Below are 25,857 nucleotides of genomic sequence, written 5' to 3' on the forward strand. Positions count from 1 at the left end.
GAGTTTGCATGGCCCTCGTCCCGCAAGACCCGAACGCACCGGACTTCGTGCGCCGTTATGTGAATCTGGCCGACCCGCGTCTGGGTGCCGAAGCGCTTGTCGCGACCGACGAATTCTTCGCGGCCAAAGAGCGCATGCTCAACCCGGAGCCCGCTGTCTTCATCCCGGGCAAGTACGACGAGAACGGCAAGTGGATGGATGGTTGGGAGACGCGTCGCAAGCGAGTGAACGGCTATGACTGGTGCATCGTCAAGCTGGCGCGCCCGGGCGTGTTGTTCGGCGTCGATCTGGACACGAGCCACTTCACGGGCAACTTCCCCCCGGCCGCGTCGCTTGAGGGTTGCTACAGCCCGGACGGCGCACCGACCGAGTCGGCCGAATGGTTCGAACTGCTGCCGTCGACCACCTTGCAGGGCAACGCACACCACTACCATGCCATCACACAGCAGCGCGCGGCGACCCACGTACGCGTGAACCTGTACCCGGATGGCGGTCTGGCGCGTTTGCGCTTGTATGGGTTGCCGCAGAGCGACTGGGCGGGCCGGTCGCGAGATGAGCTGATCGACCTGATCGCGATGGAAAACGGCGGTTACGTGGTGGCGGCAAACAACCAGCACTTCGGTTTGGCGTCGAACTTGTTGATGCCGGGCCGTGGCGTGAACATGGGCGATGGGTGGGAGACGCGTCGTCGTCGTGAGCCGGGCAATGACTGGGCGATTATTGCGTTGGCGCAGCCGGGCGAGATTGGCAAGATCGAAGTGGACACGGCGCACTTCAAGGGCAACTTCCCGGACCGCTGTTCTATCCAGGCGGCGTACGTGACGGGCGGGACCGAACAGTCACTGATTACGCAATCGATGTTCTGGCCCGTGTTGTTGCCGGAGCAGAAGTTGGCGATGGACAAGCAGTTCTACTTCGAAGAGCAGGTGCAGAAGTTGGGGGCGATCACGCACATCCGTTTCAACATCATTCCGGACGGCGGCGTCTCACGCCTGCGTCTGTGGGGACGGTTGAGCGACAAGAAGGCGTGATGAGGTGACCGCGAAGGACAGCAGCACAGCGAAACGAACAGAGAGAACAAGGAGCGTGACATGGCGGGACCGGCATTGAAGATCGAGCGGTTGACGCGAGAGGCGTTCGCGCCGTTCGGCGATGTGATCGAGTTGGAGGGTGCGAAGCATTTCGCGATCAATGGCGGGACGACGGAGCGTTTCCATGATTTAGCGACGGTGGATCTGGGCCCGGAGGGCGGACGCACGTTGGTCAACGTCTTCCGAGGCCAGCCGAGACAGTTGCCGTATGAGGTGAAGATGTTGGAGCGTCACCCGTTGGGCAGTCAGGCGTTCATCCCGTTGAAGACGACGCCGTATTTAGTGGTCGTCGCTCCGGCGGGCGAGTTGGACGTGAGCAAGCTGCGTGCGTTCGTCTCGGATGGATGGCAGGGGGTGAACTATGCCAGGGGCGTGTGGCATCACCCGTTGTTGGCGTTGGATGAGGTGAGTGACTTTGTGGTGGTGGACCGGGGTGGTGAGGGGCACAACTGTGACGAGCAGGATTTGCCGGGTGTGTATTTGCTGACGCAGGCGGCGCTGGATGCGGTGGTAGGAGCGCAGAAAGCTGCGTAAGTGAAGAAGGAAGCGAAGGAAGCGGTAATAAGGGACGCCGGGCGATGCTCGGCGTTTTTTATTGGGCGGGGGAAAAGCGAAGTGAGGCGTGGAGGAAAGGGGTGAGGCGTGGGGAGGGACAGGAGACGTGTGGGCGGCGTGGAGCGGCCCCATGAAACACCGGACACAGCGACCCACTTACAATAACGGGTAGGCATAAGACTGTGTTTTTGACTAACACCAAGCAGGAAGTGATGGAAGTGTTGACGGGCCCAGAGCGCCGGCGTCGCTGGACGGCGGAGCAGAAACTGTCGATGGTTCGCGAGAGTTTCGAACCGGGAAAATCGGTTTCAATGGTCGCGCGCCATTACGGCGTGAACCCGAACCAGCTATTCCACTGGCGCAAGCTGTACCAGGACGGTAGCCTGTCAGCGGTCAAGGCTGGCGAAGAAGTGGTTCCGGCATCGGAGTTGGCTGATGCGCTCAAGCAGATTCGCGAGCTGCAACGGATGCTCGGCAAAAAAACAATGGAGAACGAGATTCTCCGGGAAGCAGTTGAATACAGCCGAGCAAAAAAATGGATAGCGCACTCGCCCTTGCTGCCGGAGGACGGCCAGTGAAACTGGTCTGTGAAGTTCTCGGCGTGTCGCGCTCGAACGTATCGGCACGACTGTCGCGTCCGGCGACGTGGCGCGATGGCCGGCAATCAAGGCCGACCGACGACGAAACTGTAGTCGAGGAAATCCGCCGTGTCGTCGGCGATTTGCCCAGCTATGGCTACCGGCGGGTTTGGGGCACGTTGCGCAACGAGCGCGTTGCAGTTGGACTGGCGCCGTTCAATGCCAAGCGCATTTATCGCATCATGCGAACGCATGGGCTGCTGACGCAGCGCCGACCGATTGCGCCGCGAGCCCACCGTCGACATGATGGCAAAGTGGCCGTCGCGCGCAGCAATCAGCGATGGTGCTCGGACGGCTTCGAGTTCCGCTGCGACAACGGCGAGCCGCTGCGTGTGACGTTTGCGCTGGATTGCTGCGACCGAGAAGCGATGAGCTGGGCGGCGACGACAGCAGGCCACAGCGGCGACATTGTGCGCGACGTGATGCTGGCCGCAGTGGAAAATCGGTTCGGCAACGAGGTGCATACGCCGTCCGAAATCGAGTGGCTGAGCGACAATGGTTCGGGCTATACGGCTGACGATACGCGCCGGTTTGCGATGAACATCGGACTAAAGCCATTGACCACGCCCGTGTGCAGTCCGCAAAGTAACGGCATGGCCGAGAGCTTCGTGAAAACGATGAAGCGCGACTACGTCGCCTTCATGCCGAAGCCGGATGCTGCAACCGCTGCTCACAATCTGGCCATTGCATTTGAGCATTACAACGAGAAGCACCCCCATAGCGCGCTGAAATACCGCTCGCCTCGCGAGTTCCGGCGCTCGATGGATTCAGCAACCTTAGTGTGATGGTGTGTCCGGTTTTACAGGGTCAACTCCACGGCGTCACGGCCCCTTTCTGCAGCGAGTTGGGTTTATGTCTGAGCGGCGGAAAGGGGCCCCGGTCCGTTAGGGGGAAGGTGTTAGGGGGCGGGGGTAAACACAACAGTCCGAGTAGAACCCCAACTCCTATACTTCGAAACACCGATGTGGTGCGTAGGCGGTGGTGCAGGGAGGTGGGCGCACCGAAAGCGTGCGGAAAGCGGCAAAAGGTTAAAAAAGGGCGGAAAAACAGCTCGGGCATGGATATTGCTCGATCTCGACACAGCAATCTGCGGAGAAGCCTATGGTCGAGAGCTATAACGAGATGGCGAGCATCACGGGTGCGACGCGTTCGCACTACCGTCGGTTTGACGACTGGTTGAAATGTCAGACAGAAGATGTCTTGCACCATAAGCGAGCCGAGGCCGATCTGGCGTTCAGGCGCGTGGGGATCACGTTTGCTGTGTATGGGAATGAGGCGGGCACGGAGCGTCTGATCCCGTTCGATCTGATCCCTCGGATCATTCCTGCGCATGAGTGGCATACATTGCAGACGGGTTTGCGTCAGCGAGTCGAGGCGCTCAACAAGTTCATCCACGACGTTTATCACGACCAGAACATCCTGCGTGCGGGCGTGATCCCGGCGGATCAGGTGTTGAAGAATGCGCAGTACCGTCCGGAGATGCAGGGTGTGGACGTTCCCGGCGACATCTACTCGCACATCGCGGGCGTCGACGTAGTTAGAGCGGGAACGGGAGACGATGGCGTCTTCTACGTCTTGGAAGACAACTTACGGGTGCCATCCGGCGTGTCGTACATGCTGGAGAATCGCAAGATGATGATGCGGTTATTTCCGGAGTTGTTCGCGCGCAATCGCATTGCACCGGTGGAGCATTACCCGGACTTATTGCTCGACAGCCTGCGGGCCGTAGCGCCGATCGGCGTGGACGATCCCACCGTCGTCGTGATGACGCCGGGCATCTACAACTCTGCATACTTCGAGCATGCGTTCCTGGCGCAACAGATGGGGATCGAGCTGGTCGAAGGGCAGGATTTGTTCGTCGAGGACAACCTCGTCTACATGCGCACGACCAACGGTCCGAAGCGTGTCGACGTTATCTATCGCCGCATTGACGACGACTTCCTCGACCCGCTTGCTTTCCGCGCCGACTCCACACTGGGCGTGCCGGGGTTGCTGAGCGTCTATCGTGCGGGGCGCGTGACATTGGCCAACGCCATCGGTACGGGCGTCGCCGACGACAAGTCTATCTACCCGTTCGTCCCCGACATGATCGAGTTCTACCTCGGAGAGAAGCCGATCCTGAATAACGTGCCGACCTACCAGTGCCGTCGGCCCGACGACCTTGCGTACACGCTCGACAACCTCGGGGAACTGGTCGTCAAGGAAGTCCACGGTGCGGGCGGGTACGGCATGCTCATCGGTCCGGCGTCCACCAAGGCCGAAATCGAAGCCTTCCGGCAGCGGCTTATCGCGAAACCCGACGGCTACATCGCACAACCCACGCTGGCACTCTCCGCATGCCCGACGTTCGTAGAAGCCGGTATCGCCCCGCGACACATCGACCTGCGGCCGTTCGTGTTGTCCTCGGGCAAGGGTGTCACCATGGTGCCGGGCGGCCTGACGCGCGTAGCGCTCACGGAGGGTTCGCTGGTCGTCAACTCCTCGCAAGGGGGCGGGACCAAGGACACCTGGGTACTGGAAAAGTAAGCGGCAGAGGCCATAGAGAGCGCGCAAGTCAGCCAGACCGCGCACATCGGAAAATTATCGGGAAGAGATCATGCTCAGCCGTACCGCCGACCACTTGTTCTGGATGGCCCGCTATATGGAGCGAGCTGAAAACACCGCTCGCCTGCTCGACGTCAATTTGCAAAACCTCCTGCTTCCGCAGGATGCCGTCGACGACGAAGACGATACCGACATGGCGCAGGTCCTCGCTGGCGGCATCGACAATGAAGCGGGTTGGCGCGCCACCTTGCGCATCTCCGAGCTGGAGCCTGCGTTCAACCGCAAACATGGGCGCGCGACGCGCGCCAACGTGCTCGACTTCGTGGTGCGCGACCCCGAGAACCCGTCGAGCATCGCCTGCTGTCTGGCCGCCGCGCGGGAGAACGCCCGTGCCGTACGCGGCACATTGACCACCGAGCTATGGGAGAGCGTCAACAGTACCTGGCTGGATTTCCCGCGCATCCTCGATCTGCTTGAGCGCGATCCCGCGCACCTGTTCGAATGGGTCAAAGTGCGCTCTCACCTGTCGCGGGGCGTGAGCTTCGGCACCTTGTTTCAGGACGACGCCTTCTACCTCACCCGGCTCGGCCTGTTCCTGGAGCGCGCCGACAACACCGCCCGCATTCTCGACGTCCGTTTCCACGAAGCGGTGCGAGCCGACAAGGCGGGGCCGGACGCGTCGCATCCGACCGACTTCTACTACTGGTCGGCCGTCCTGCGCAGTGTCTCCGGCTTCGAGATCTACCGGAAGGTCTACCGGGACGTCATCACACCCGAGCGCGTCGTCGAGTTGCTGATGCTCAACGCGCACATGCCGCGCTCGTTGCTCGCGTCGCTCACGGGCGTGTGCGAAAACCTCGCCACGCTCTCCAATGCCCAGTCCGGCGAGGTCGAACGCTATGCAGGCAAACTACAGTCCGAACTCAAATACACCGACATCCAGCAAATTCGACAGCAAGGCCTGCACCCCGTGCTGACCGAATTCCTCGAGCGAGTCTCCGTGCTCGGCAACAAGATCAGTCAGACCTTCCTGATCCCGCTCGCCGCCTGATGCCATGCGCCTGACCATCCGCCACGAAACCACCTACCGCTACGACACGCCGGTGCGCTACACCATCCAGCAGCTTCGGCTCACGCCGAGCGCGTCGGAGGTGCAGCGCATCGTGCAATGGCGACTGAACGCGCCGGGCAAGGTCACGCCCGCACGTGACGCCTTTGGCAACGACATGCATACGCTCGTGCTGCATCAACCGCACGATGAGATCCATCTGCTGGCCGAAGGCGAGGTCGAAACGACACCGCTCATCGACGGCAGGCTGGGGGAAACGAGCCATGCCGTACCAGTGTTATGCTTCGCCAGCCCTACGCCGTTGACGGGGCGCAGCGACGGCATCGACGCACTGGCGGGCGACGCCGGGGTTGCCACGCCGGGAGAGTTGCTGGCGCTGGCGGCGGCCATTTGCGAGCAGGTCGATTACGAGTCGGGGATCACCGCCGTGACCAGCACCGCTGCACAGGCACTCGCACTGGGACGCGGCGTCTGTCAAGACCACGCACACCTCATGCTGGCCGTGTGCCGCGCGCGAGGCGTGCCAGCGCGCTACGTCAGCGGGTACATCGATCCGGGCGACGTGCCGCACGCGGCCAGCCATGCCTGGGTCGACGTGTGGGTAGAGGGCGCAGGGTGGGTCAGCATCGACGTCACGCATGCCTGCTTCGCCAGCGGCAACTACTGCCGTCTTGCAGTGGGGCGTGATTACGAATCTGCGGCGCCCGTCAGAGGCATGCGCAGCGGCGGTGCGACCGAGAAGTTGCACGTATCGGTCAGTGTCGATACGGCACCGCTCGATCAACAATAATAGCTTTTCAACGTAGCGAGGCAGCGCGCCTTGCACGGCAAGACAGGAACGACATGACGTATTGCGTGGCCATGAAGCTCGATGCCGGGCTGGTCTTTCTTTCCGACACCCGCACCAACGCGGGCGTCGATCATGTGAGCACATTCCGCAAGATGCTCGTGTTCGAGCGTCCGGGCGAACGCGTCATCGTGCTGCTCTCGGCGGGGAATCTTGCGTTGACGCAGGCGGTACGCCAGCAACTGGTCGAGGCGCGCGACACCGAAACGCTGTGGACCGCGAAGACCATGAGCGACGTGGCGCGCGTCGTCGGGCAGGCCATTCGCGACGTCTATACGCGCGACGCCAAGTCGCTCGAAGCGTTCGGCGTCGATTTCAATTGCAGCTTCCTGCTCGGCGGGCAAATCGCCGGTGCGCGCAGCCGTCTGTTCCAGTTGTACTCGGCGGGTAATTTCATCGAGGCGTCCTCCGTCAATCCGTACTTTCAGATCGGCGAATCGAAGTATGGCAAGCCCATCATCGACCGGCTGGTCACGCCCGCAACGTCGCTCGACGACGGCGCGAAATGTGCCCTCATTTCGATGGACTCCACGCTGCGCTCGAACGTCTCCGTCGGGTTGCCGCTGGATCTGCTCGTCTACGAAGAAAACAGTTTGCGCGTGACACGCTTCGCGTCGCTCGACGACGAGAACGTCTACTACAAGATGATCCACGACACCTGGGGCTCGCGTCTGCGTCAGGTGTTCGACGAACTGCCCGAGCCGCAGTGGGCGACGTCCGGCGCGGCCTGTGCGCCCGCGTCGCTGCCGCCGCGGGCCGAGCCGCCCGAAGGCATGCCCGGTGCGGATGAGCCGGGGAGCGTTCAGTCGCTCGCACAGACCGTATCGCTCAAGATGCCGTCCTAAGCCTCAGGCGCAGATGCGCGTCGGCCTTTGCGCGACACACATCTGCGCAGCCATTACGCCAACCCGAGACTGCGGTGCTGCTTCCGATACAGCCATGCGCTGAGCGCGAGCGTCGTCGCTTCCGTGGCGAGTAGCGTGTACCAGATCGCGCCGCCGCCGAAGCGCGCGTCGAGCAACCAGAGAATGCCCAGCAGCAGAATCCAGCTGCGCAGCATCGCGATGGCCGCCGACGGGCCCGGCGCTTCGACCGCCGTCAGATAGCCCGCAACGATCAGATTGCCCGCTGCGGGCAGAAACGCCAGCGCGTACCAGATGACCGCGTGTTCCAGAATCGACCAAGCGTCGCCACCGGCAGGCAGGAAGAGGAACGTCAGCGGACGCGCCAGCGCCGCCATCGCCAGGGCGACCAGCAGCGAGAATCCCATCACCGCGACGACGCCCAGACGGAACGCCCCCTGGAGCGCCTTCGCATCCCGCGCACCGCGATAAAAGCTGATCATCGGCTGCATGCTCTGCACGAGTGCGACCATCGTCACCGTGGCCCCGAGCGTCATATATTCGAGGATGGCGTAAGCGGCCAGCCCCGGCTCACCGAAGTTGACCAGAATCACGCGGTTGAAGACGAACACCGTCACTGCCGGTGCGATCGCGCCGAGGAACTCCGACGCGCCGTTGTACATCGCCCGCCACACATACGACACGTGCGTTTCCCCGCCACCGAAAGCGTGACGGGCAGGCACCACTTGCTTCGCCAGGCAGAGGTGATACGCCAACATCACGCTGCTCGACACCATCATCGACAGCCCGGTGGCCAGCGCGGCGCCGTGCATCCCCATCTCACGAACCACGATGAACCAGTAGTCGAGCGCCACGTTCGCGAGCGCGCCCATCAACATCGCATACAACCCGAAACGGGCGGCGGGCGCGCCTTCGACGCGCAGGAACAACTCCATCGCGTAGAGGCCGTTGGCAAACAGCACGAACCAGCCCCAGCCGGAAAGATAGGCGACGACGTGCGCCGTGATTGCGCCTTGCGCACCCAGTGCAGCAGCGATCTCATGCCTGAAGACGAGTACGGCAGCACTCATCGCGACGCCCGAGACGAGCATCACCCACAGCACCTGCGAGAACGCGCGACGCGCCTCGGCATTGCGCCGCTCGCCCAACAGGCGGGCGATGAGCGTTGCGCCCCCGACGCCCACCATCACACTGAGCGCGTACGGCACATAGAGCACGGCACCACAAGGTTCAGCGCGGCCAGCGCTTGCTGGCCGACATAGCGGCCGATGAAGATCCCGTCGATCAGCGTGTAGATCGTGTACACCCAGCCGGAGAGGATCGTCGGAATCGCGAGAGACGTAAATTCCTTGAGCAGAGACGTCCTTGCGCCCTGCGAATGACTGCAATGATGATTAGACGTGGAAAGAGACATGGTCCCCCCGATGACTTCGCACCGTGTCGTGTCGGGACGCGGCTCACCGTGGCTTGCACATCAAAGGCTTCAGAACTTCAGAGACTTCGGAGTGGAGAGAGTCGTCGCTCACGCGCAAGCGATGGCGTGAGCGCTCCGCCCCGCTGCGTCACGCCCGGGCGGGTGGACGCAAGCGAGGCAGTCAGACGGACGGAGGGAACATCGCCTGGTGCAGATGCACCCAGACGACGCCTTGCCGGGAGGAACAGAAGAGGAGGAAATTCATGATGTTTGTCGTTCGGCCCGAAAAGCCGGGCGCGTATGACAGACAAGCGGTGTCACACCGAAGTTCCCGCGCTTGACGTCAAGCGGTGGCTGACCTCATGGGAACGTCACGACAAAAAAAGGGGCGCCTAAGCGCCCCAACATGGGTCCAGCAAGAAAGACGGTGTCGCCGTTATTGTTGTGCGCCGCCGTTAAACCACGCGGCAATTTTCTGGCGCTCTTCATCGGTCATTTGCGTCACGTTGCCCAGGGGCATCGACTTGAGCGCGACCGATTGTTGATAAATGCGTTGCGCGTTCTGCGAGATCTCCGCGGGCGTATCGAGCATCACGCCGGCCGGCGCGCTGCCCATCATCGTCGGCTTGGCCGAGTGGCAGGTGGCGCAACGTTGCGTCAGGATCGGCTGGATCTCCGAGAGCTTCACGGCCGGGGCCGCCGCTTCACCGTGCGCACCGGCGGCAGGGGCCGGGGCGGAGCGCGGGGCGGCAAATACGGCGACCCCTGCGAGCAGTGCAGCACCGACAACCGGCAGCGCGTACAGATTCTTGCCTGCGTGACGCAGCACGAAGAACTGACGAATCATTGCGCCCGCGGCCGTGATGATCGTGAGGATCACCCAATTGTACGGATTGCTGTACGTGAACGCGTAGTGATTGCTGATCATGATGAACACGACCGGCAGCGTGAAGTACGTGTTGTGCACCGAACGTTGCTTGCCGAGCTTGCCCCAGATCGGGTTCGGGACTTCGCCCTTCGAGAGCGCATCCACGCTCTTGCGCTGTCCCGGAATGATCCAGAAGAACACGTTCGCCGACATCGACGTCGCCATCATGGCGCCGACGATCAGAAAGGCGGCGCGACCGGCGAAGATCTGCGTCGTTGCATACGTTGCGGCCACCACGAACAGTGCCACACCCATACCGAGCACACGCTCGTTCTTGCCCAGCAGACGGCACAGGAAGTCATAGACGAACCAGCCGCCGATCAGGAACGCGACCGCAAGGCCCACAGCCTGACCCGGTTGCAGATCCATCACGTTCTTGTCGATCAGATACGTCTGCGGTTGCAGCAGGTACAGCACGCAGAACAGAGCGAAGCCCGAGAGCCACGTCGTGTACGACTTCCACTTCGACCAGTGCAGATCTTCCGGCATCTGCGGCGGCGAATTCAGATACTTCTGCGCGTGATAAAAACCACCGCCGTGCACCGACCACATCTCGCCGAACACGCCTTTCTGTTTGTCCTCGGCCGCTTTGGGCGGCTTCAGGCCATTGTCCAGCATCACGAAATAGAACGACTCGCCAATCCAGGCGATGGCCGCCACCACATGCAGCCAGCGCAGCAACAGATTGACCCAGTCGGTAATAAACGCTTCCATCTTATGTTCTCCTCAACTGCCTGACGTTCACGTTCGCGATTTAGCTACCGCGATACGTTGAAAAGCTCCACGGCGACACCAGAAGGGGCACGTGGTAATGCTGGGACGGCTGCGCGATGCCAAAACGCAGCACCACGCGATCCACGAAGCGCGGCGACGGCACGTCCACGCCCTGTGCGGCGAAATAGTCGCCCGCGTGGAACACCAGTTCGTATTCGCCGGCGGCGAATTCCTCACCTTCGAGCAGCGGTTTGTCGCAGCGGCCGTCGGCATTCGTCTGCACGTCGCGCAGCGAACGGCGCTCGCCGTCCACGCGCCACAACTCGACACGGATGCCCGCGCCTGGCTTGCCGTGCGATGTATCTAGTACGTGGGTAGTCAGTCGTCCCATGATGTCTCCTGTGATGGATGGGTGCATTGTAGGGAGATGGCGGCGCGGCAACGCGCGCAATACCAAAGATAAAAACGCGCACATACCCCGTTATGCAGGACAAAAAGATGACGCGCATCAATAGGGCATCGCGACGTCTGAAGCGTACGCTACGTGCACCGGAATTGGGATTTTTTGGAGGACTATCGGATTCTGTTATCCAGCGAATAACACGTGACGTATGAGCCGTTATCGCGACAGGAGACGCATCGTCCGGGAAGCCCAATGGTTACGTGCGTGCTTGGGGAAAACCCGAGACGCAAGATAAGCATTCATGCATACGTTTCATGAAAAAAACACTATAGCCTCCGGCGGTCTTGCCGCAAAGTGCGTCGACCTGCACCATTGAGTCACCCTAAAAAATAGACATTAAACAGCCCCCCGAGGGACGGAGACGCAATGAGTGTGACAACCAATGCCGTGGATCCGGTCGATGAGCGACTGCCGATCGGAAAATTGTTCATGCTGGGCCTGCAACACGTTCTGGTGATGTACGCGGGCGCGGTGGCCGTGCCGCTCATCATCGGCGGCGCGCTGGGCCTTCCCAAGGATCAGATTGCGTTTCTGATCTCCGCCGATCTGATGTGCTGCGGCATCGCCACGCTGATTCAAAGCGTCGGTGTGGGCCGCTTCGGTATCCGGATGCCCGTCATCATGGCGGTCACCTTTGCCGCCGTCGGGCCGATGCTCGCCATCGGTACGAACCCCTCGCTCGGCTTGCCCGGTATCTTCGGGGCGACCATTGCCTCCGGCATCATCGGCACGCTGATCGCGCCGCTCGTCGGCAAGCTGCTGCGCTTCTTCCCGCCGATCGTGACCGGCATCGTCATTACGTCCATCGGCCTGACCATCATCGGCGTGGGCATCAACTGGGCGGCAGGTGGCGTGGGCAATCCCGACTACGGCGACCCGGTCTATCTCGGTGTGTCGTTCGCGGTGCTCATCTTCATTTTGCTGATCACGCGCTTCGTGAAGGGCTTCTTCTCGAACATCGCCGTGCTGCTCGGCATCCTGTTCGGATTCGGCATCGCGCTGTTGCTGCACAAGGTGAATTTCGACGGTCTCGATCAGGTGAAATGGTTCGACATCGTGCTGCCGTTCCACTTCGGCATGCCGGTGTCGGAAATTTTCAAGCTAGTTGTCGCCTCCACGAATAAATTTCAGGCGGCCTTTCTCTCCTGACTACGGCGCTGTGCGGCGACGTCCTGGTGGTCGATGCGATCCGGGTTCAGGTGCACAGCATCGACGCGCTGCCAGTTGCGCGTGCGGCCTTTCCAGCGCAGCGGGTGGCGTTGCCGGGCGGCCTCATAAAGCGCTGCTCGTCGATCCAAAATGGTCTGGTCGAGATTGGCATGGCGCTGCGCCGGCGTCACGAACCGGATCGCGCTGTGACGGTGCTCTTCGTTATACCAGCGCACCAGCGCGCCCACCCAGGTGCGTGCGGCGAGCAGGGTGTCAAATGCCCTCAGCGGGTAAGTCGGCCGGTACTTTAGGGTCTTGAACAACGATTCAGAATAAGGGTTGTCGTTGCTCACGCCCGGGCGGCTGAGCGAGTGCATGACGCCCAGCGTCTGGAGGGTGGCGAGCATCGTCGCACCTTTCATCGGGCCGCCGTTATCCGAATGCAGAATCACCTGGTCGGGTGGTATCGCTTCGCGCGCACACAGGTCCTTGAGCACTTCACTGGCCAGTGCGCTGCTTTCCTGCGCATAGACCTGCCAACCAACGATCTTTCGGCTGAACACGTCCAGAAACAGGTACAGATAAAAATACTGCCCGCGAACCGTGCTCGGCAGATAGGTGATGTCCCAGCTGTACAACTGGTTCGGCGCACGCGCGCACACCGCACGGGGCTTGCTATGGGCCTGGGCCGGCCGTTCGCTGCGCCGGTGGGCGAGTTGCTTCTCGGCCTTCAGGACCCGGTAGAAAGTCGATTCCGAGGCAATATAGCGTTGCTGATCTGCCAAGCGCGGCACGATCTGGCTGGGCGGCAGATGACCCAATTCGGCCGAGTTCGCCACCGCCAGAAGCTCGGCGCGCTCCTCGGCGCTAAGCTTATGGCGCGGCTCGTGGTGTCGTAATGTGCGCCGGTCCACTGCGTCAGGTTCGCCGCGCTGCCAGCGCTGAACGGTGCGGGCACTGAGCCCCAGAATGACGCACGCGCGTGCTTGGCGAGCCCCGGCCCGAGTCGCCTCGGTGATCAGACCAATCAATACTTTGCGCTGCTCAGACGACGTCATTCGGCCTCGTCCCCGAGCAGCGCACGGTACTTTTTTTGCAGCACCAGTAGCGCCGCAGCCTCAGCCAGCGCCTTCTCCTTGCGCTTCAACTCGCGCTGCAGTTCAACATTGGCCTGCTTCAGAACCCGCACCTCTTGGGCGCTTTCGCGCCGGCTATCACCGTTTCTGCCCGCGGCACAGAACTGCGCTCGCCACTGCGCGAGATGATGCGCAAACAAGCCGCGCTCCCGGCACCAGCCATGCAAGGCTTCGTCGACCAGACCATGGCTCTCCTGCAAGGCCATTAGCCGTTCCTCCAGCGACCAATCTTCCGGTCGTTTTGCGTGTGCAGAGCCCGAGCTCCGATTCGCGGCAGCGGCGCCTCTCATCCATTTCCTCAATGTCAGTACGTTCACGTTCAATTCGTCGGCCACCGCGCCAACCGTGCGGCTCCCACGCCGCAGGACCTTCGACAGCGCTTGCTCCTTGAACTCGACAGAATACGTTTGTTTCACTTTCAACTTACACCTCTGACGCTACTTAATAAGGAAGTTCAGAGGCGACAACTAGTATGACGCCGGGGGGTGTTCGATCCGTGGGCCATTGTGACGCTCACCATCGTGATTCTGATTACCTTCATCGAATCGACGGGCATGTTCCTCGCGCTGGGCGAAATCGTCGGCAAGCCGGTGGACGAGAAGGCGCTGGTCGCCGGTCTGCGTGTCGATGGCGTTGCAACGGTCATTGGCGGCCTGTTCAACACCTTCCCGCATACCTCGTTCTCGCAGAACATCGGTCTTGTTGGCGTGACGGGCGTGAAAAGCCGCTGGGTGTGCGCCTCGGCCGGCGTCATCCTGCTCGTGTTCGGCCTGATTCCGAAGATGTCGGTCGTGGTGGCGTCCATTCCCCAGTTCGTGCTGGGCGGCGCGGGGGTCGTGATGTTCGGCATGGTGCTCGCCACGGGCATCAAGATCCTGTCCAAGGTCGACTACTCGCATAACCGCTACAACCTGTATATCGTAGCCATCAGCATCGGTATGGCGATGATCCCGGTCGCGTCGAACAAGTTCTTTGCGAAGATGCCCGAACAACTCGCGCCGTTGCTGCATAGCGGGATTCTGCTCGCTACGCTGTCCGCCGTGATCCTGAACGCCTACTTCAACGGCTTCAAGGCGCCGGTGACGCACGGCAACGGCCACGGCGAGAAGAACGGATCGAGCATGGGGCTGGAGGCGCATTGATGAAAACGTTGCTTGTCCGGAATGCCGAAGTGCTGGTCACGATGGACGCCGGTCGCCGCGAGATCGCGCGCGGCGGGCTGTACATCGAAGACAACCGGATCGTGGCCGTCGGCACCAGCGATATGCTGCCGACGCACGCCGACGAGGTGCTCGATCTGACGGGGCACGTCGTCATTCCGGGGCTGGTCAACACGCACCACCACATGTACCAGAGCCTCACGCGGGCGATTCCGGCCGCGCAGGACGGCGAGCTCTTCAACTGGCTGACGAATCTCTATCCGGTGTGGGCGAACCTTACGCCGGAGATGATTCGCGTCTCCACGAAGACTGCGATGGCCGAATTGCTGCTCTCGGGATGCACCACGTCGAGCGACCATCTTTATGTCTACCCGAACGGCTGCAAGCTCGACGACAGCATCGAGGCTGCGGCCGAGATCGGCATGCGCTTCCACGCGAGCCGGGGCAGCATGAGCGTCGGCCAGAGTCAGGGCGGACTGCCGCCCGACCGTGTGGTCGAGCGTGAAGACGACATTCTTAAAGACACGCAACGCCTTATCGAGACGTACCACGATGAAGGCCGTTACGCGATGCTGCGTGTGGTCGTCGCCCCCTGCTCACCGTTCTCGGTGAGTCGTGACCTGATGCGCGAGTCGGCCACGATGGCGCGCCACTACGGCGTGTCGTTGCACACCCATCTGGCCGAGAACGTCAACGACATTGCCTACAGCCGCGAGAAGTTCGGCATGACCCCGGCCGAGTACGCGCAGGATCTCGGCTGGGTCGGTCACGACGTCTGGCACGCCCACTGCGTTCAGCTCGACGACGCGGGTATCGCCCTCTTCGCGAAAACCGGCACCGGCGTGGCGCATTGCCCGTGCTCGAACATGCGGCTCGCCTCGGGTATCGCCCCGATTCGCAGGCTGCGCGATGCCGGTGTGCCCGTCGGACTGGGTGTGGACGGTTCGGCGTCCAACGATGCGGCGAGCATGATCAACGAAGCGCGTCAGGCGTTGCTGCTGCAACGGGTCGGGTTCGGCCCGAGCGCGATGACGGCGCGCGAAACGCTGGAGATCGCGACGGTCGGCGGCGCACGCGTGCTGGGTCGCGACGACATCGGCGTGCTCGCGGCAGGCATGGCGGCGGACTTCGTGGCGTTCGATACGCGTGGCGTCGGCATGGCGGGTGGTCTGCACGACCCTGTGGCGGCGCTCGTCTTCTGTAATCCTGGACAAGCCGCGTACAGCGTGGTGAACGGACGGGTGGTGGTGCGCGAAGGGCGTCTGACGACGCTCGACCTGCCGTCGCTCGTCACGCGTCACAACGCGCTGGCGCGGCAACTGGCCGAGGCTTCCCGGTAAGGCGTTGCCACACCGGCCGCACATTCATGGTGTGAGGCCGCGGGACTGCTCACCCTAATCGGCAGATTCGGGTGAGCCGGTTCCGGCGTGGCGATGGGCAAGCGGGGAGTCGGGGCGGCGTTCCTGTGCATGGGGAACGCGGCCGTGCGGTTCGGCGGGGCGGTGGGGGCCGCTCCGCCGGTAAAAACGGCACAGCCCCATCGATCGAATCGATATCAGGACGGCGTGCGCGATTCCAGCAGGGTGCGCGTTGCGTCGGAAATCACACTGCGCAGCCAGCGCACTTCGTCCGAGTAATGCGTGCGCTCGTGCCACAACTGGTAGTACTGCATCGGCGGGAAATCGATGGGCGTCTCCAGCACCGTGAGCGGCAGGAATTCCGCGTAGTGGTCGGCAAACAGGCGTGTCGTCGTAAAAATCAGATCGGATTTGAGCAGGACGTACGGCGCGAGATTGAAGTACGGAATCGTGACGACGACATTTCGCTTCAGGCGTTCACGCGCGAGGTGCATGTCGATCGCGCCGCGCTGGGCGACGGAATAGGGCGTTGGCGCGAGGTGCGGGCTGCCGAGGTATTGCTCGAGCGTGAGCCCGCGCTTGGCGTACGGATGCGTATTACGCACCAGACACACGATCTGGTCGACGAACAGATTCGAGAGGTGAAGCTGCTCGGGCGGTTCCGGCCAGTTGCCGATGACGATATCCACCTTGCCGTCTTCGAGCGCGTGCTCGTAGTCGAAGGCGGGGCCGAGCGAGTGCAGTTCCAGTTGCGCGTTGGGGGCTTGCTGGCGGAAACGTTCGACGACCGTCGGCACGAACAGCGTATTCAGATAGTCGGGCGAACCGATGCGAAACGTGCGCACCGTCGTGGCCGGGTCGAAATTCGATTGCTGCACCGTAATGCGCTCGATTTCGCGCAGTGCGTTTTGCGTCGGCTCCAGCAACGACTGACCGTATTCGGTCGGCACCATGCCCGATTTGCCGCGAACCAGCAGCGGATCGCCGGTAATGTCGCGCAAACGGCGCAGCGCGGCGCTGATCGCCGGTTGCGACTGATTCAGTTTGACGGCCGCACGCGTCACGCTGCGCTCGATCAACAGGGTATGAAGAACGCGCAGCAAATAAGTGTCAATCGGTTCGCGGTTTTGGCTCATGAGAAATATAACGATCCGAATATGTCGGACCCTGTAGTGCATAAGTAAATCATTATGAAGGACAAGGTCGGGGGCCTCTATAGCGGAAAGTCCCTATCACGCGCGTCGTTCGTAAGGTGGCCTTAGATGTCCCTGTTAATGACACAGACTCGACATTTCGCCGCGAATTGGGTATTTTCGGACCGCCCAAGCCCCGAACTCAGACTCAGTCAGACTCCGCAAGTGACCCTTCCCATGCAATCGACGCCACGTCTGGCGCTGACCGGCATCATCAAACGCTATCCGAGCGTGGTGGCCAACGACGACATCGCGTTGAGCGTATTACCCGGCGAGATCCACGCCGTACTGGGTGAGAACGGCGCAGGTAAAAGCACGTTGATGAAGATCATCTACGGTGCCGTACGCCCCGACGCCGGAGAAATCCTGTGGGAAGGTCAACCGGTTCGCACCGACAGTCCGGCCGCGGCACGCAAGCTCGGCATTGGCATGGTCTTCCAGCATTTCTCATTGTTCGAGACGCTGACCGTCGCCGAGAACATTTCGCTTGCGCTCGACGACGCCGACCGTGACCTCAAGGTGCTGGCCAAACGCATCCGCGAGGTCTCGACCCAGTATGGGCTTGAGGTCGATCCGCTGCGCCACGTACATAGCTTGTCCGTCGGCGAACGTCAGCGCGTGGAGATCGTGCGCTGCCTGTTGCAGAATCCGCGTCTGCTCATCATGGACGAACCGACCTCGGTGCTCACGCCGCAGGCCGTCCAGAAACTCTTCACGACGTTGCGCCGCCTCGCCGCCGAGGGATGCAGCATCGTCTATATCAGTCACAAACTCGACGAAATTCGCGACCTCTGCGACCGCGCGACCGTGTTGCGTGGCGGACGCGTCTCCGGTCACGCCGTGCCGCGCGAGGAAACCGCCGAGACGCTCGCGCAGATGATGATCGGACGCGCGTTGCCGCAGATCGAGCGTCGTGCGCATCAGCCGGGTGACGTGCTGCTGTCTTTGAAGAACCTCTCGATGCCAAGCGAGGACCCGTTCGGGACCTCGCTGCATGACGTCAATCTCGACGTGCATGCGGGCGAAATCGTGGGCATCGCGGGTGTGTCCGGCAACGGGCAGGCCGAGTTGCTGGCAGCACTCTCGGGCGAGGCGCGGGCACCGCAAGCGGAGGCCATTGCGCTGCACGACCGCGCGGTCGGCCGGATGGGCGCGGCCACACGGCGACGGCTCGGACTCGCCTTCGTCCCGGAGGAGCGTCTGGGGCGCGGCGCAGTGCCGAGCATGTCGCTCACGGATAACGCCTTGCTGGGCGCTTCGGGCACGGCGCATCTCGGCTTGCTTCGCGGGGGATGGATTCGTCGTGGCACGTTGCGCAAGTTCGCGACGTTGTGCATCGAACGCTTCAACGTGAAGGCCGGCGGCCCTGACGCTGCCGCGCAAAGCCTCTCGGGCGGCAATCTGCAGAAGTTCATCGTCGGACGCGAGATTTTGCAGGAGCCGCGTGTGCTGGTGGTAGCGCAGCCGACATGGGGCGTGGATGTCGGGGCGGCGGCCTTCATCCGTCAGCAATTGCTGGACCTGTCGGCGCGTGGCGTGGCCGTGCTGGTGCTCTCCGAAGAACTCGACGAGCTGTTCGAGATTTGCGACCGGATTACCGTGCTGGCGCAGGGACGCTTGTCGCCCGTGCGTAAGCCCGAGCAGACCGACGCGCGCGAGATCGGTCTGTGGATGGCGGGAATGTTCCCCGGTGGCCCGGGAGAACGCGCCGCAGCGGCAGCCTGACGGGCAAACACGGGCACACACGGGCATACGCAGCATTTTCCTTTTTCGACGTGTTTCGGTGCGTGACGAACGACTGCTCGCCCGCCGGAACACCGTAATGTTTTCATCGGTTTTCATCGATTCATCAGACACCATGTTCGATCTCACGCTTGAGCCACGATCAGGTCCCTCCCGCACCATGCGGCTCGCGATGCCGCTGGTGGCTACGCTCATCACGTTGGCTGGCGGCGTGCTTATCTTCAGCTTTCTCGGCAAGAATCCTGCGCAGGCGATGGCGGCGTTCTTCCTCGCGCCGATCAGCAGTCTGAACGGCTGGTCGGAGTTGCTGCTCAAGGCGTCGCCGCTGTGCCTGATCGCGTTGGGGCTTGCCATCGGCTATCGCGCGAACGTCTGGAACATCGGCGCGGAAGGGCAGTTGTTGCTCGGCGGGATCTTCGCGTCCGGCGTGGCGATTCATTTCGACGGTCATGGCGGTGCGTGGCTGCTGCCGCTGATGATGGCGGCCGGTGCGCTCGGCGGCATGCTGTGGGCCGCGATTCCGGCGCTGCTGCGCGTGCGCTTCAATGCCAACGAGATTCTCGTGAGTCTGATGCTCACCTACGTCGCTACGCAGTTGCTGATCTATCTGGTCAGCGGACCGTGGCAAGACCCGCATGGGATGAACTTCCCGCAGTCCATCAACTTCAGCCGCGAAGCGCTGTTCCCGCGCTTCTTCGGCGACTGGCGCTGGGCGACGTGGCGGGGCACGCGTCTGAATGCCTCGATCTTCATGACCGTGGTGGCGGTGCCGCTTGCGTGGTTCTTCATGCGCAAGAGCTTCGCGGGATACCGCATGGAAGTCGGTGGCCTCGCACCGCTCGCTGCACGCTATGCCGGTTATTCGGAACCGCGCGCAGTGTGGGTCGCGTTGCTGATCGGTGGCGCGGCGGCCGGACTGGCCGGGACAGGGGAAGTGGCCGGGCCGGTGGGGCAGTTGCAGGCGACGTGGGCGCCGGGGTATGGCTTCACGGCTATCATCGTCGCGTTCGTCGGCCGCTTGCATCCGGTGGGCATCGTGCTGGCGAGTCTGCTCATGGCGCTGCTGTATCTCGGCGGGGAAGCGGTGCAGACGTCGCTTCAGTTGCCCAAAGCCATCAGCGGCGTGTTCCAGGGGCTGCTGCTGTTCAGCCTGCTGGGCTGCGACGTGTTTGTGAACTACCGACTGCGTCGGCGCGCTCGCGCGCTGACGCGCGACGCCTGAGGAGCGCGGCATGGACTGGATCAATCTGCTGACGCCGCTGGCCGCAAGTGCGGTGATCGCCGCCATCCCCCTGATGCTCGCTGCGCTGGGCGAACTGGTCACCGAGAAATCGGGCGTGCTCAATCTCGGCGTGGAAGGCACGATGCTCATGGGCGCTATTGGCGCGTTCGCCGTCACCGTGCAGACGGGGAGCCTCTGGCTGGGTGTCGTCGCCGGTATCGCGTCGGGCGCCGTCATGTCGGCCGTCTTCGCGTGGCTCACGCTCTCGCTCATGGCCAATCAGGTCGCCGCAGGTCTGGCGCTGACGATCTTCGGCATCGGCCTGTCGGCGTATGTCGGTCGTCCGTACACCGATGCGACGATTCCGATGCTGCGCGATATGCCGATTCCCGGTCTGTCGTCGATTCCCGTGCTGGGCGCGTCGATCTTCTCGCTCAATCCGCTGGGCTATCTCTCGGTCGCACTGCTCGCGGCGATTGCATGGTTCCTTTACCGTACCCGCGCCGGTCTGGTGCTGCGCTCGATTGGCGAAGCGCCGTCTGTCGCCCATGCCATCGGCTATCCGGTGGTACGGATTCGCTATTTCGCGACGCTGTTCGGCGGTGCGATGTCGGGACTTGCCGGGGCCTACTACTCCGTCGGCTATCTGCGTCTGTGGCAGGAGAACCTGACCGCCGGGCGCGGCTGGATCGCGCTTGCGCTGGTGGTCTTCGCCACATGGCGGCCGGGGCGCACGGCGCTCGGTGCGCTGCTGTTCGGCGTTGTCATGGCGCTGCAATTTCAGGCGCAGGCCATGGGCATCCGGATCCCGTCGCAAGCGCTCGCAAGCCTGCCGTATCTGGCGACCATCGTCGTGCTGGTGATCATTTCTCGCAATCGTCAGACGATTCGCCTGAACGCACCGGCGTCGCTGGGTAAACCGTTTTTTGCCGGGTCGTGATGCCGTAATGATGCCGGGCTGACGACGGCGTGCATGCAGTATGCGATACAAGCATTTCACTGAAACAATCGATGACGAGGAGAAAATCGATGCGACGTAAAGTCCTGATCACAATGGCAAGCCTGGCGGCCGCCATGCTGGTCTCCGCCTGCGGCAAGCAGGAGAACACGAATGCCAACGCACCGGCTGCGGCGTCCGACGCACAGGCCTCCGCAGCACCGGCAGGCAAGGGCCCGATGGGCGTGGCGTTCGTCTACATCGGCAACCCGGGCGACGCAGGCTGGACCTTTGCGCATGAGCAGGGCGCGAAGGCGGTCGAAGCCAAGTACGGCGACAAGGTGACTGTGACCCGCGTGGAGAATGTGCCGGAAGGCGCGGACTCGGAGCGCGTGTTCCGCGATCTGGCGAGCAAGGGCAACAAGCTGATCTTCGGCACGTCGTTCGGTTACATGGACTCGATGGTCAAGACGGCCGCCGACTTCCCCGACGTGACGTTCGAGCACGCCACGGGCTTCAAATCGGCGCCGAACCTGGGCACGTACGACGTGCGCACGTACGAAGGCGCGCATCTGGCGGGCGTCGTCGGCGGTTACGCCACGAAGTCGAACGTGATCGGCTACGTGGCGTCGGTGCCGATTCCCGAGGTGATCCGCAATATCGATGCGTTCACCATCGCCGCACGCGAAGTCAATCCGAAGGTCAAGGTGAAGGTCGTCTGGATCAATAGCTGGTTCGATCCGGGCAAGGAGCGTCAGGCCGCAGAATCGCTCGTGGGGCAGGGGGCGGACGTGCTCATGCAGAACGTCGACTCGGCCGTGGTCATGCAAGTGGCCGAAGAGAAAAAGATCCACGCCTTTGGCTGGGATTCGGACATGAGCAAGTTCGGCCCGAACGCGCATCTGGCATCGGCCGCCATCGACTGGAGCAAGTACTACATCCGCACGGTCGGTGAAGTCATGCAAGGCACGTGGAAGAACACGCCGGTCTGGGGTGGCATCAAGGAAGACGAAATCAACCTCGTCGCCATCAACGACAAGGCCGTGTCGGAAGCTGCCCGCAAGGCGGTGACCACGCGCCACGATGCGATTCGCGACGGCAAGTACGACCCGTTCACCGGCCCGCTCAAGGGGCAGGACGGCAAGGAAATAGTGCCGGCGGGCAAGACCCTCAACGACGACGAAAAGCACCAGATCAACTGGTTCGTGGAAGGCGTCGAGGGCTCGCTGCCGAAGCAGTAATGGCTTCGCAAGGTGTGACGCCGTACACAGGGCGCGTGACACGCATCGGTGTTAAAATGTCAGGTTTCGTGGCGCAATTTCGTGCCGCCGCAACTCATCACCCCGGATACCGCCTGTGCTGTCTACTGCCAATATCACGATGCAATTCGGCGCCAAGCCGCTCTTCGAGAACATCTCCGTCAAATTCGGCGGGGGCAACCGCTATGGCCTGATCGGCGCCAACGGTTGCGGCAAATCGACGTTCATGAAGATCCTTGGCGGAGACCTGGAGCCGAGCGCCGGCAACGTCATGCTCGAACCGAACGTGCGTCTGGGTAAGCTCAAGCAGGATCAGTTCGCGTATGAGGACATGCGCGTGCTCGACGTCGTGATGATGGGCCACACCGAAATGTGGGCGGCCATGAGCGAGCGCGACGCAATCTACGCCAATCCGGAAGCGACGGACGACGACTACATGCACGCCGCCGAACTCGAAGCGAAGTTTGCCGAGTACGACGGTTACACCGCCGAAGCGCGTGCAGGCGAGCTGCTGCTGGGCGTGGGCATTCCGACGGATCAGCATCAGGGTCCGATGAGCAATGTCGCGCCGGGCTGGAAGCTGCGTGTGCTGCTCGCGCAGGCGCTGTTCTCGAATCCGGACGTGCTGTTGCTCGACGAACCGACCAACAACCTGGACATCAACACGATCCGCTGGCTGGAAGACGTGCTCAACGAGCGCAACTCCACCATGATCATCATTTCGCACGATCGCCACTTCCTGAACGCCGTGTGCACGCACATGGCCGATATGGACTACGGCACGCTCAAAATTTACCCGGGCAACTACGACGACTACATGCTGGCGTCGGCGCAGGCCCGTGAGCGTCAGATGGCGGCGAACACCAAGGCGAAGGAACGCATCACCGACCTGCAAGACTTCGTGCGCCGCTTTTCGGCGAACAAGTCGAAGGCACGTCAGGCAACGAGCCGTCTCAAGCAGATCGACAAGATCAAGGTGGAAGACATCAAGCCGTCGTCGCGTCAGAACCCGTTCATCCGTTTCGAGTTCGAGAAGAAGCTGCACAACCTCGCGTTCGAATTCGAGGGCATTTCGAAAGCCTACGACCGCCAGATTTTCAAGAACTTCACCGGTGCCGTGCGCGCGGGCGAACGTGTTGCGATCATCGGTGAGAACGGTGCCGGTAAGACCACGCTTCTGCGCAGCCTGATGGCCGATCTGCCGGTCGACAGCGGCCACGTGAAGTGGGCGGAAAACGCAAACATCGGCTATTTCCCGCAGGATACGTCCGAAGCATTCCCTGAAGACCAGACGCTCACCGACTGGATGACGCAATGGGGCAAGGAAGGCGACGACGATCAGGTGATTCGTGGCTCGCTCGGCCGTCTGCTGTTCGGTGGCGACGACGTGGGCAAGTCGGTGCGCGTGCTGTCCGGGGGTGAAAAGGGCCGCATGATCTGGGGCAAGCTGATGCTGGGTCGTCACAACGTCATGATGATGGACGAGCCGACCAACCACATGGACATGGAATCGATCGAATCGCTTCAGATCGCGCTCGACAAGTATCCGGGCACGCTGATTTTCGTGTCGCATGACCGCGAATTTGTGTCGGGGCTTGCCATGCGCATCATCGAAGTGAAGAACGACGGCACGCTGGTCGATTACGCCGGGACTTACGAAGAGTACCTGGCCAGCCAGGGCGTGGAAGTCTGATGGGCGACGACGTTCGCTGACGCCCGCTGACGTTCGGCAACTCGGTCGTTCGGTCGTATCAGGTGAGCAGGGCGCTTGCATCGCAGGCGCCCTGTTCGCGTTTACGGAGGGCGGACTACAATGGCCATTCGTTGCTCAACGCCAGCAGGAGGCAATGCATGAAGACGTACGACAAGTTTTTCATCGACGGACAGTGGGTGACGCCGGTCGGGCGCGGTGCGCTGGACGTCTTCCATTCGGCCGACGCGAAGCTCATGGGCCGCATTCCCGAAGGTGCGGCGCAGGATACGGAAGCTGCGATTGCGGCGGCGCGCAATGCGCGTGACGCATGGGCGGCCACACCGGCTGCCGAGCGCGCCGGGTATCTGCGCGAGATTGCGGCGGGCCTGAAGGCGCGCACCGACGAGCTGGCGCAGGTCATGACGGGCGAGACGGGCATGCCGATCAAACTCGTGCGTGCTATTCAGGTCGGCGGTCCGGTGTATCACTGGAACAAGTACGCCGAGCTGGCCGAATCGTTCGAGTTCGAGGCGCGCGTCGGCAATTCGCTGGTGGTACGCGAGCCGGTTGGTGTTGTGGGGGCGATCACGCCGTGGAATTACCCGCTGAACCAGATCACCCTCAAGGTCGCGCCCGCGCTGGCTGCCGGTTGCACGGTGGTGTTGAAGCCGTCGGAAGTCGCACCGTTCAACGCGTTCATTCTGGCCGAAGTGATCGAAGCGGCTGGACTGCCGCCGGGCGTGTTCAACCTGGTGACGGGGCTCGGGCCGGTCGTCGGCGAGGTGCTTGCAAGGCATCCGGACGTTGACATGGTGTCGTTCACCGGATCGACGCGTGCAGGCAAACGCGTGTCGGAGGTGGCGTCGCAGACCGTCAAGCGTGTTGCGCTGGAGTTGGGGGGTAAGTCGGCCTCGGTGGTGCTCGACGACGCAGACCTTGCCGCAGCCGTTAAAGGAACGCTCAACGCCTGCTATCTGAATTCGGGGCAGACCTGTTCTGCACACACGCGCATGCTCGTACCGGCGTCGCGTTATGACGAGGTCAAAGCGTTGGCGAAAGAGGCGGTGGCGCGTTTTACGCTGGGCGACCCGCGCGAGGAAACCACGCGTCTCGGGCCGCTTGCGTCGTCTGCGCAACGCGAGCGTGTGCAGACCTACATCCGCAAGGGTTTGTCGGAAGGTGCAGAGTTGATTGCGGGGGGGGATACGGTACCCGAGGGCTTCGAGGCGGGCTTCTTCGTACAGCCGACGGTGCTGGGGCGTGTAACACCGGACGCCACCGTAGCGCAGGAAGAGATCTTCGGCCCCGTGCTGTCGATCATCACGTACCAGGACGAAGCCGACGCAGTGCGTATCGCCAACGATTCGATCTACGGGTTGGGCGGTGGCGTGTGGTCAGGCGACGAGGCGCGCGCGGTACGCGTGGCGCGTCAGATTCGCACCGGACAGGTCGACATCAACGGCGGGGAGTTCAACGTACAGGCCCCGTTCGGTGGATTCAAGCAGTCGGGGCACGGGCGGGAGAACGGCGTCTACGGCTTCGAGGAGTTCCTGGAATACAAGTCGCTTCAATTCAAGTCTGCGAAGTCGTAGAACTGCTGTCGCAAAAGCGCATCCCCGTGCCTTCGCGGATGATGCGCTCCCACACCGCCGCCTTCTCCTGCTCGGTGAAGAACACCCAGTTGGAGACTTCGTAGGCGGTGCGGCCGCAACCTTTGCAGACGTCGTCGAAAAGTGTCGAGCAAACGCCAATGCAAGGGCTGTCGGGGCGGTCGTGCAATTCGGACATAGGGGAGAATTCGGCCAGGTCTGGCGGGGTGACACAAGATGTTGCCATTATCGCATCGATGGCCGGGGCAGTTTCGATTCCCCTACGGGCGGG

At 62.3% G+C, this 25,857-nt stretch carries 21 protein-coding genes and 2 pseudogenes; 16 read left to right on the forward strand and 7 right to left on the reverse strand.

The genetic code is table 11. The features are described from left to right. Positions 1 to 8: 8 nt before the first annotated feature. From alc to MB84_RS11060, 7 genes are all read left to right on the forward strand, one after another. A complete protein-coding gene (alc, locus tag MB84_RS11025) occupies positions 9 to 1,031 on the forward strand; it encodes an allantoicase (RefSeq protein ID WP_046291817.1) in 1,023 nt (340 codons plus the stop codon). A 60-nt stretch (positions 1,032 to 1,091) separates the two neighbouring features. Next, positions 1,092 to 1,625, forward strand: coding sequence for an ureidoglycolate lyase (locus MB84_RS11030; RefSeq protein ID WP_046291818.1), 534 nt, complete (start codon positions 1,092 to 1,094; stop codon positions 1,623 to 1,625). Positions 1,626 to 1,858: 233 nt separating this feature from the next. Next, positions 1,859 to 3,069 (forward strand): IS3 family transposase gene (locus MB84_RS11040; protein WP_157122856.1). Its coding sequence is split into 2 segments (ribosomal slippage): positions 1,859 to 2,174 and positions 2,174 to 3,069, totalling 1,212 coding nucleotides; the frame shifts between segments, so codons are not numbered across the junction. Positions 3,070 to 3,385: 316 nt separating this feature from the next. After that, positions 3,386 to 4,810, forward strand: a complete 1,425-nt coding sequence (locus tag MB84_RS11045; RefSeq protein WP_046291819.1) for a circularly permuted type 2 ATP-grasp protein — start codon at positions 3,386 to 3,388, stop codon at positions 4,808 to 4,810. A gap of 70 nt (positions 4,811 to 4,880) precedes the next feature. Beyond that, a complete protein-coding gene (locus MB84_RS11050; RefSeq protein WP_046291820.1) occupies positions 4,881 to 5,879 on the forward strand; it encodes an alpha-E domain-containing protein in 999 nt (332 codons plus the stop codon). Positions 5,880 to 5,883: 4 nt separating this feature from the next. Further along, on the forward strand, positions 5,884 to 6,687 hold the full coding sequence (locus MB84_RS11055; protein WP_046291821.1) for a transglutaminase family protein: 804 nt from the start codon (positions 5,884 to 5,886) through the stop codon (positions 6,685 to 6,687). Between the two features lie 53 nt (positions 6,688 to 6,740). Next, the gene (locus tag MB84_RS11060) at positions 6,741 to 7,589 is read left to right on the forward strand and encodes a proteasome-type protease (protein WP_046291822.1); all 849 of its coding nucleotides are present in this window, start codon (positions 6,741 to 6,743) and stop codon (positions 7,587 to 7,589) included. A 53-nt stretch (positions 7,590 to 7,642) separates the two neighbouring features. Here the strand turns inward: MB84_RS11060 and MB84_RS11065 are convergent, their stop codons facing one another. The 4 genes from MB84_RS11065 to uraH all read right to left on the reverse strand — a co-directional run bounded on the left by MB84_RS11065 (position 7,643) and on the right by uraH (position 11,054). Further along, entirely contained in the window at positions 7,643 to 8,824 is a 1,182-nt protein-coding gene (locus tag MB84_RS11065) for an MATE family efflux transporter (RefSeq protein WP_245725529.1), read from the reverse strand. Beyond that, the gene (locus MB84_RS30925; RefSeq protein ID WP_245725530.1) at positions 8,794 to 9,021 is read right to left on the reverse strand and encodes a hypothetical protein; all 228 of its coding nucleotides are present in this window, start codon (positions 9,019 to 9,021) and stop codon (positions 8,794 to 8,796) included. Before MB84_RS30925 ends, MB84_RS11065 begins: the two co-directional genes overlap by 31 nt. Before the next feature lie 436 nt (positions 9,022 to 9,457). Next, positions 9,458 to 10,663, reverse strand: a complete 1,206-nt coding sequence (locus MB84_RS11070) for a urate hydroxylase PuuD (protein WP_046291823.1) — start codon at positions 10,661 to 10,663, stop codon at positions 9,458 to 9,460. Positions 10,664 to 10,703: 40 nt separating this feature from the next. Beyond that, complete coding sequence (gene uraH / locus MB84_RS11075; RefSeq protein ID WP_046291824.1) at positions 10,704 to 11,054, reverse strand: hydroxyisourate hydrolase; 351 nt, start codon at positions 11,052 to 11,054, stop codon at positions 10,704 to 10,706. Between the two features lie 444 nt (positions 11,055 to 11,498). Here uraH and MB84_RS11080 point away from each other — a divergent pair. Then, positions 11,499 to 12,260: pseudogene (locus tag MB84_RS11080) on the forward strand (solute carrier family 23 protein); the annotation flags it as partial. Here the strand turns inward: MB84_RS11080 and MB84_RS11085 are convergent. Continuing rightward, positions 12,254 to 13,827, reverse strand: a protein-coding gene (locus MB84_RS11085; protein ID WP_425415910.1) for an IS3 family transposase whose coding sequence is annotated in 2 segments (ribosomal slippage) — positions 12,254 to 13,362 and positions 13,362 to 13,827 — 1,575 coding nt in all. Because the reading frame shifts where the segments join, the coding sequence is not laid out codon by codon here. The pseudogene MB84_RS11080 and the gene MB84_RS11085 overlap by 7 nt on opposite strands. A 72-nt stretch (positions 13,828 to 13,899) precedes the next feature. Between MB84_RS11085 and MB84_RS11095 the strand changes: the two are divergent. Beyond that, positions 13,900 to 14,553: pseudogene (locus tag MB84_RS11095) on the forward strand (solute carrier family 23 protein); the annotation flags it as partial. Beyond that, the gene (locus MB84_RS11100) at positions 14,553 to 15,911 is read left to right on the forward strand and encodes an 8-oxoguanine deaminase (protein WP_046291825.1); all 1,359 of its coding nucleotides are present in this window, start codon (positions 14,553 to 14,555) and stop codon (positions 15,909 to 15,911) included. The pseudogene MB84_RS11095 and the gene MB84_RS11100, both read left to right, overlap by 1 nt. A gap of 215 nt (positions 15,912 to 16,126) precedes the next feature. Here the strand turns inward: MB84_RS11100 and MB84_RS11105 are convergent, their stop codons facing one another. Next, a complete protein-coding gene (locus MB84_RS11105) occupies positions 16,127 to 17,065 on the reverse strand; it encodes a LysR substrate-binding domain-containing protein (protein ID WP_039398644.1) in 939 nt (312 codons plus the stop codon). A 234-nt stretch (positions 17,066 to 17,299) separates the two neighbouring features. Between MB84_RS11105 and MB84_RS11110 the strand changes: the two genes are divergently transcribed. The 6 genes from MB84_RS11110 (at position 17,300) to MB84_RS11135 (ending at position 25,568) form a co-directional block, all read left to right on the forward strand. Beyond that, complete coding sequence (locus tag MB84_RS11110; RefSeq protein WP_084009718.1) at positions 17,300 to 18,847, forward strand: ABC transporter ATP-binding protein; 1,548 nt, start codon at positions 17,300 to 17,302, stop codon at positions 18,845 to 18,847. 97 nt (positions 18,848 to 18,944) lie between these two features. Beyond that, positions 18,945 to 20,087 (forward strand): ABC transporter permease, encoded by a 1,143-nt coding sequence (locus tag MB84_RS11115; RefSeq protein ID WP_425415895.1) that lies wholly within the window; start codon positions 18,945 to 18,947, stop codon positions 20,085 to 20,087. A gap of 10 nt (positions 20,088 to 20,097) precedes the next feature. After that, on the forward strand, positions 20,098 to 21,027 hold the full coding sequence (locus MB84_RS11120; RefSeq protein ID WP_046291828.1) for an ABC transporter permease: 930 nt from the start codon (positions 20,098 to 20,100) through the stop codon (positions 21,025 to 21,027). Positions 21,028 to 21,116: 89 nt separating this feature from the next. After that, positions 21,117 to 22,265, forward strand: coding sequence for a BMP family ABC transporter substrate-binding protein (locus tag MB84_RS11125; protein ID WP_046291829.1), 1,149 nt, complete (start codon positions 21,117 to 21,119; stop codon positions 22,263 to 22,265). Between the two features lie 115 nt (positions 22,266 to 22,380). Next, positions 22,381 to 23,976 carry an ABC-F family ATPase gene (locus MB84_RS11130; RefSeq protein ID WP_046291830.1) on the forward strand — a complete coding sequence of 532 codons (1,596 nt, stop codon included), beginning with the start codon at positions 22,381 to 22,383 and terminating at the stop codon, positions 23,974 to 23,976. 158 nt (positions 23,977 to 24,134) lie between these two features. Further along, complete coding sequence (locus tag MB84_RS11135) at positions 24,135 to 25,568, forward strand: aldehyde dehydrogenase family protein (protein WP_046291831.1); 1,434 nt, start codon at positions 24,135 to 24,137, stop codon at positions 25,566 to 25,568. Here MB84_RS11135 and MB84_RS11140 read toward each other — a convergent pair. Beyond that, positions 25,549 to 25,764: a DUF1289 domain-containing protein gene (locus MB84_RS11140; RefSeq protein WP_046291832.1), complete on the reverse strand. Its 216-nt coding sequence runs from the start codon at positions 25,762 to 25,764 to the stop codon at positions 25,549 to 25,551. The two genes, MB84_RS11135 and MB84_RS11140, sit on opposite strands and share 20 nt — an antisense overlap. Positions 25,765 to 25,857: the final 93 nt, after the last annotated feature.

Source organism: Pandoraea oxalativorans (genome assembly GCF_000972785.3).
Lineage (GTDB): Bacteria > Pseudomonadota > Gammaproteobacteria > Burkholderiales > Burkholderiaceae > Pandoraea > Pandoraea oxalativorans.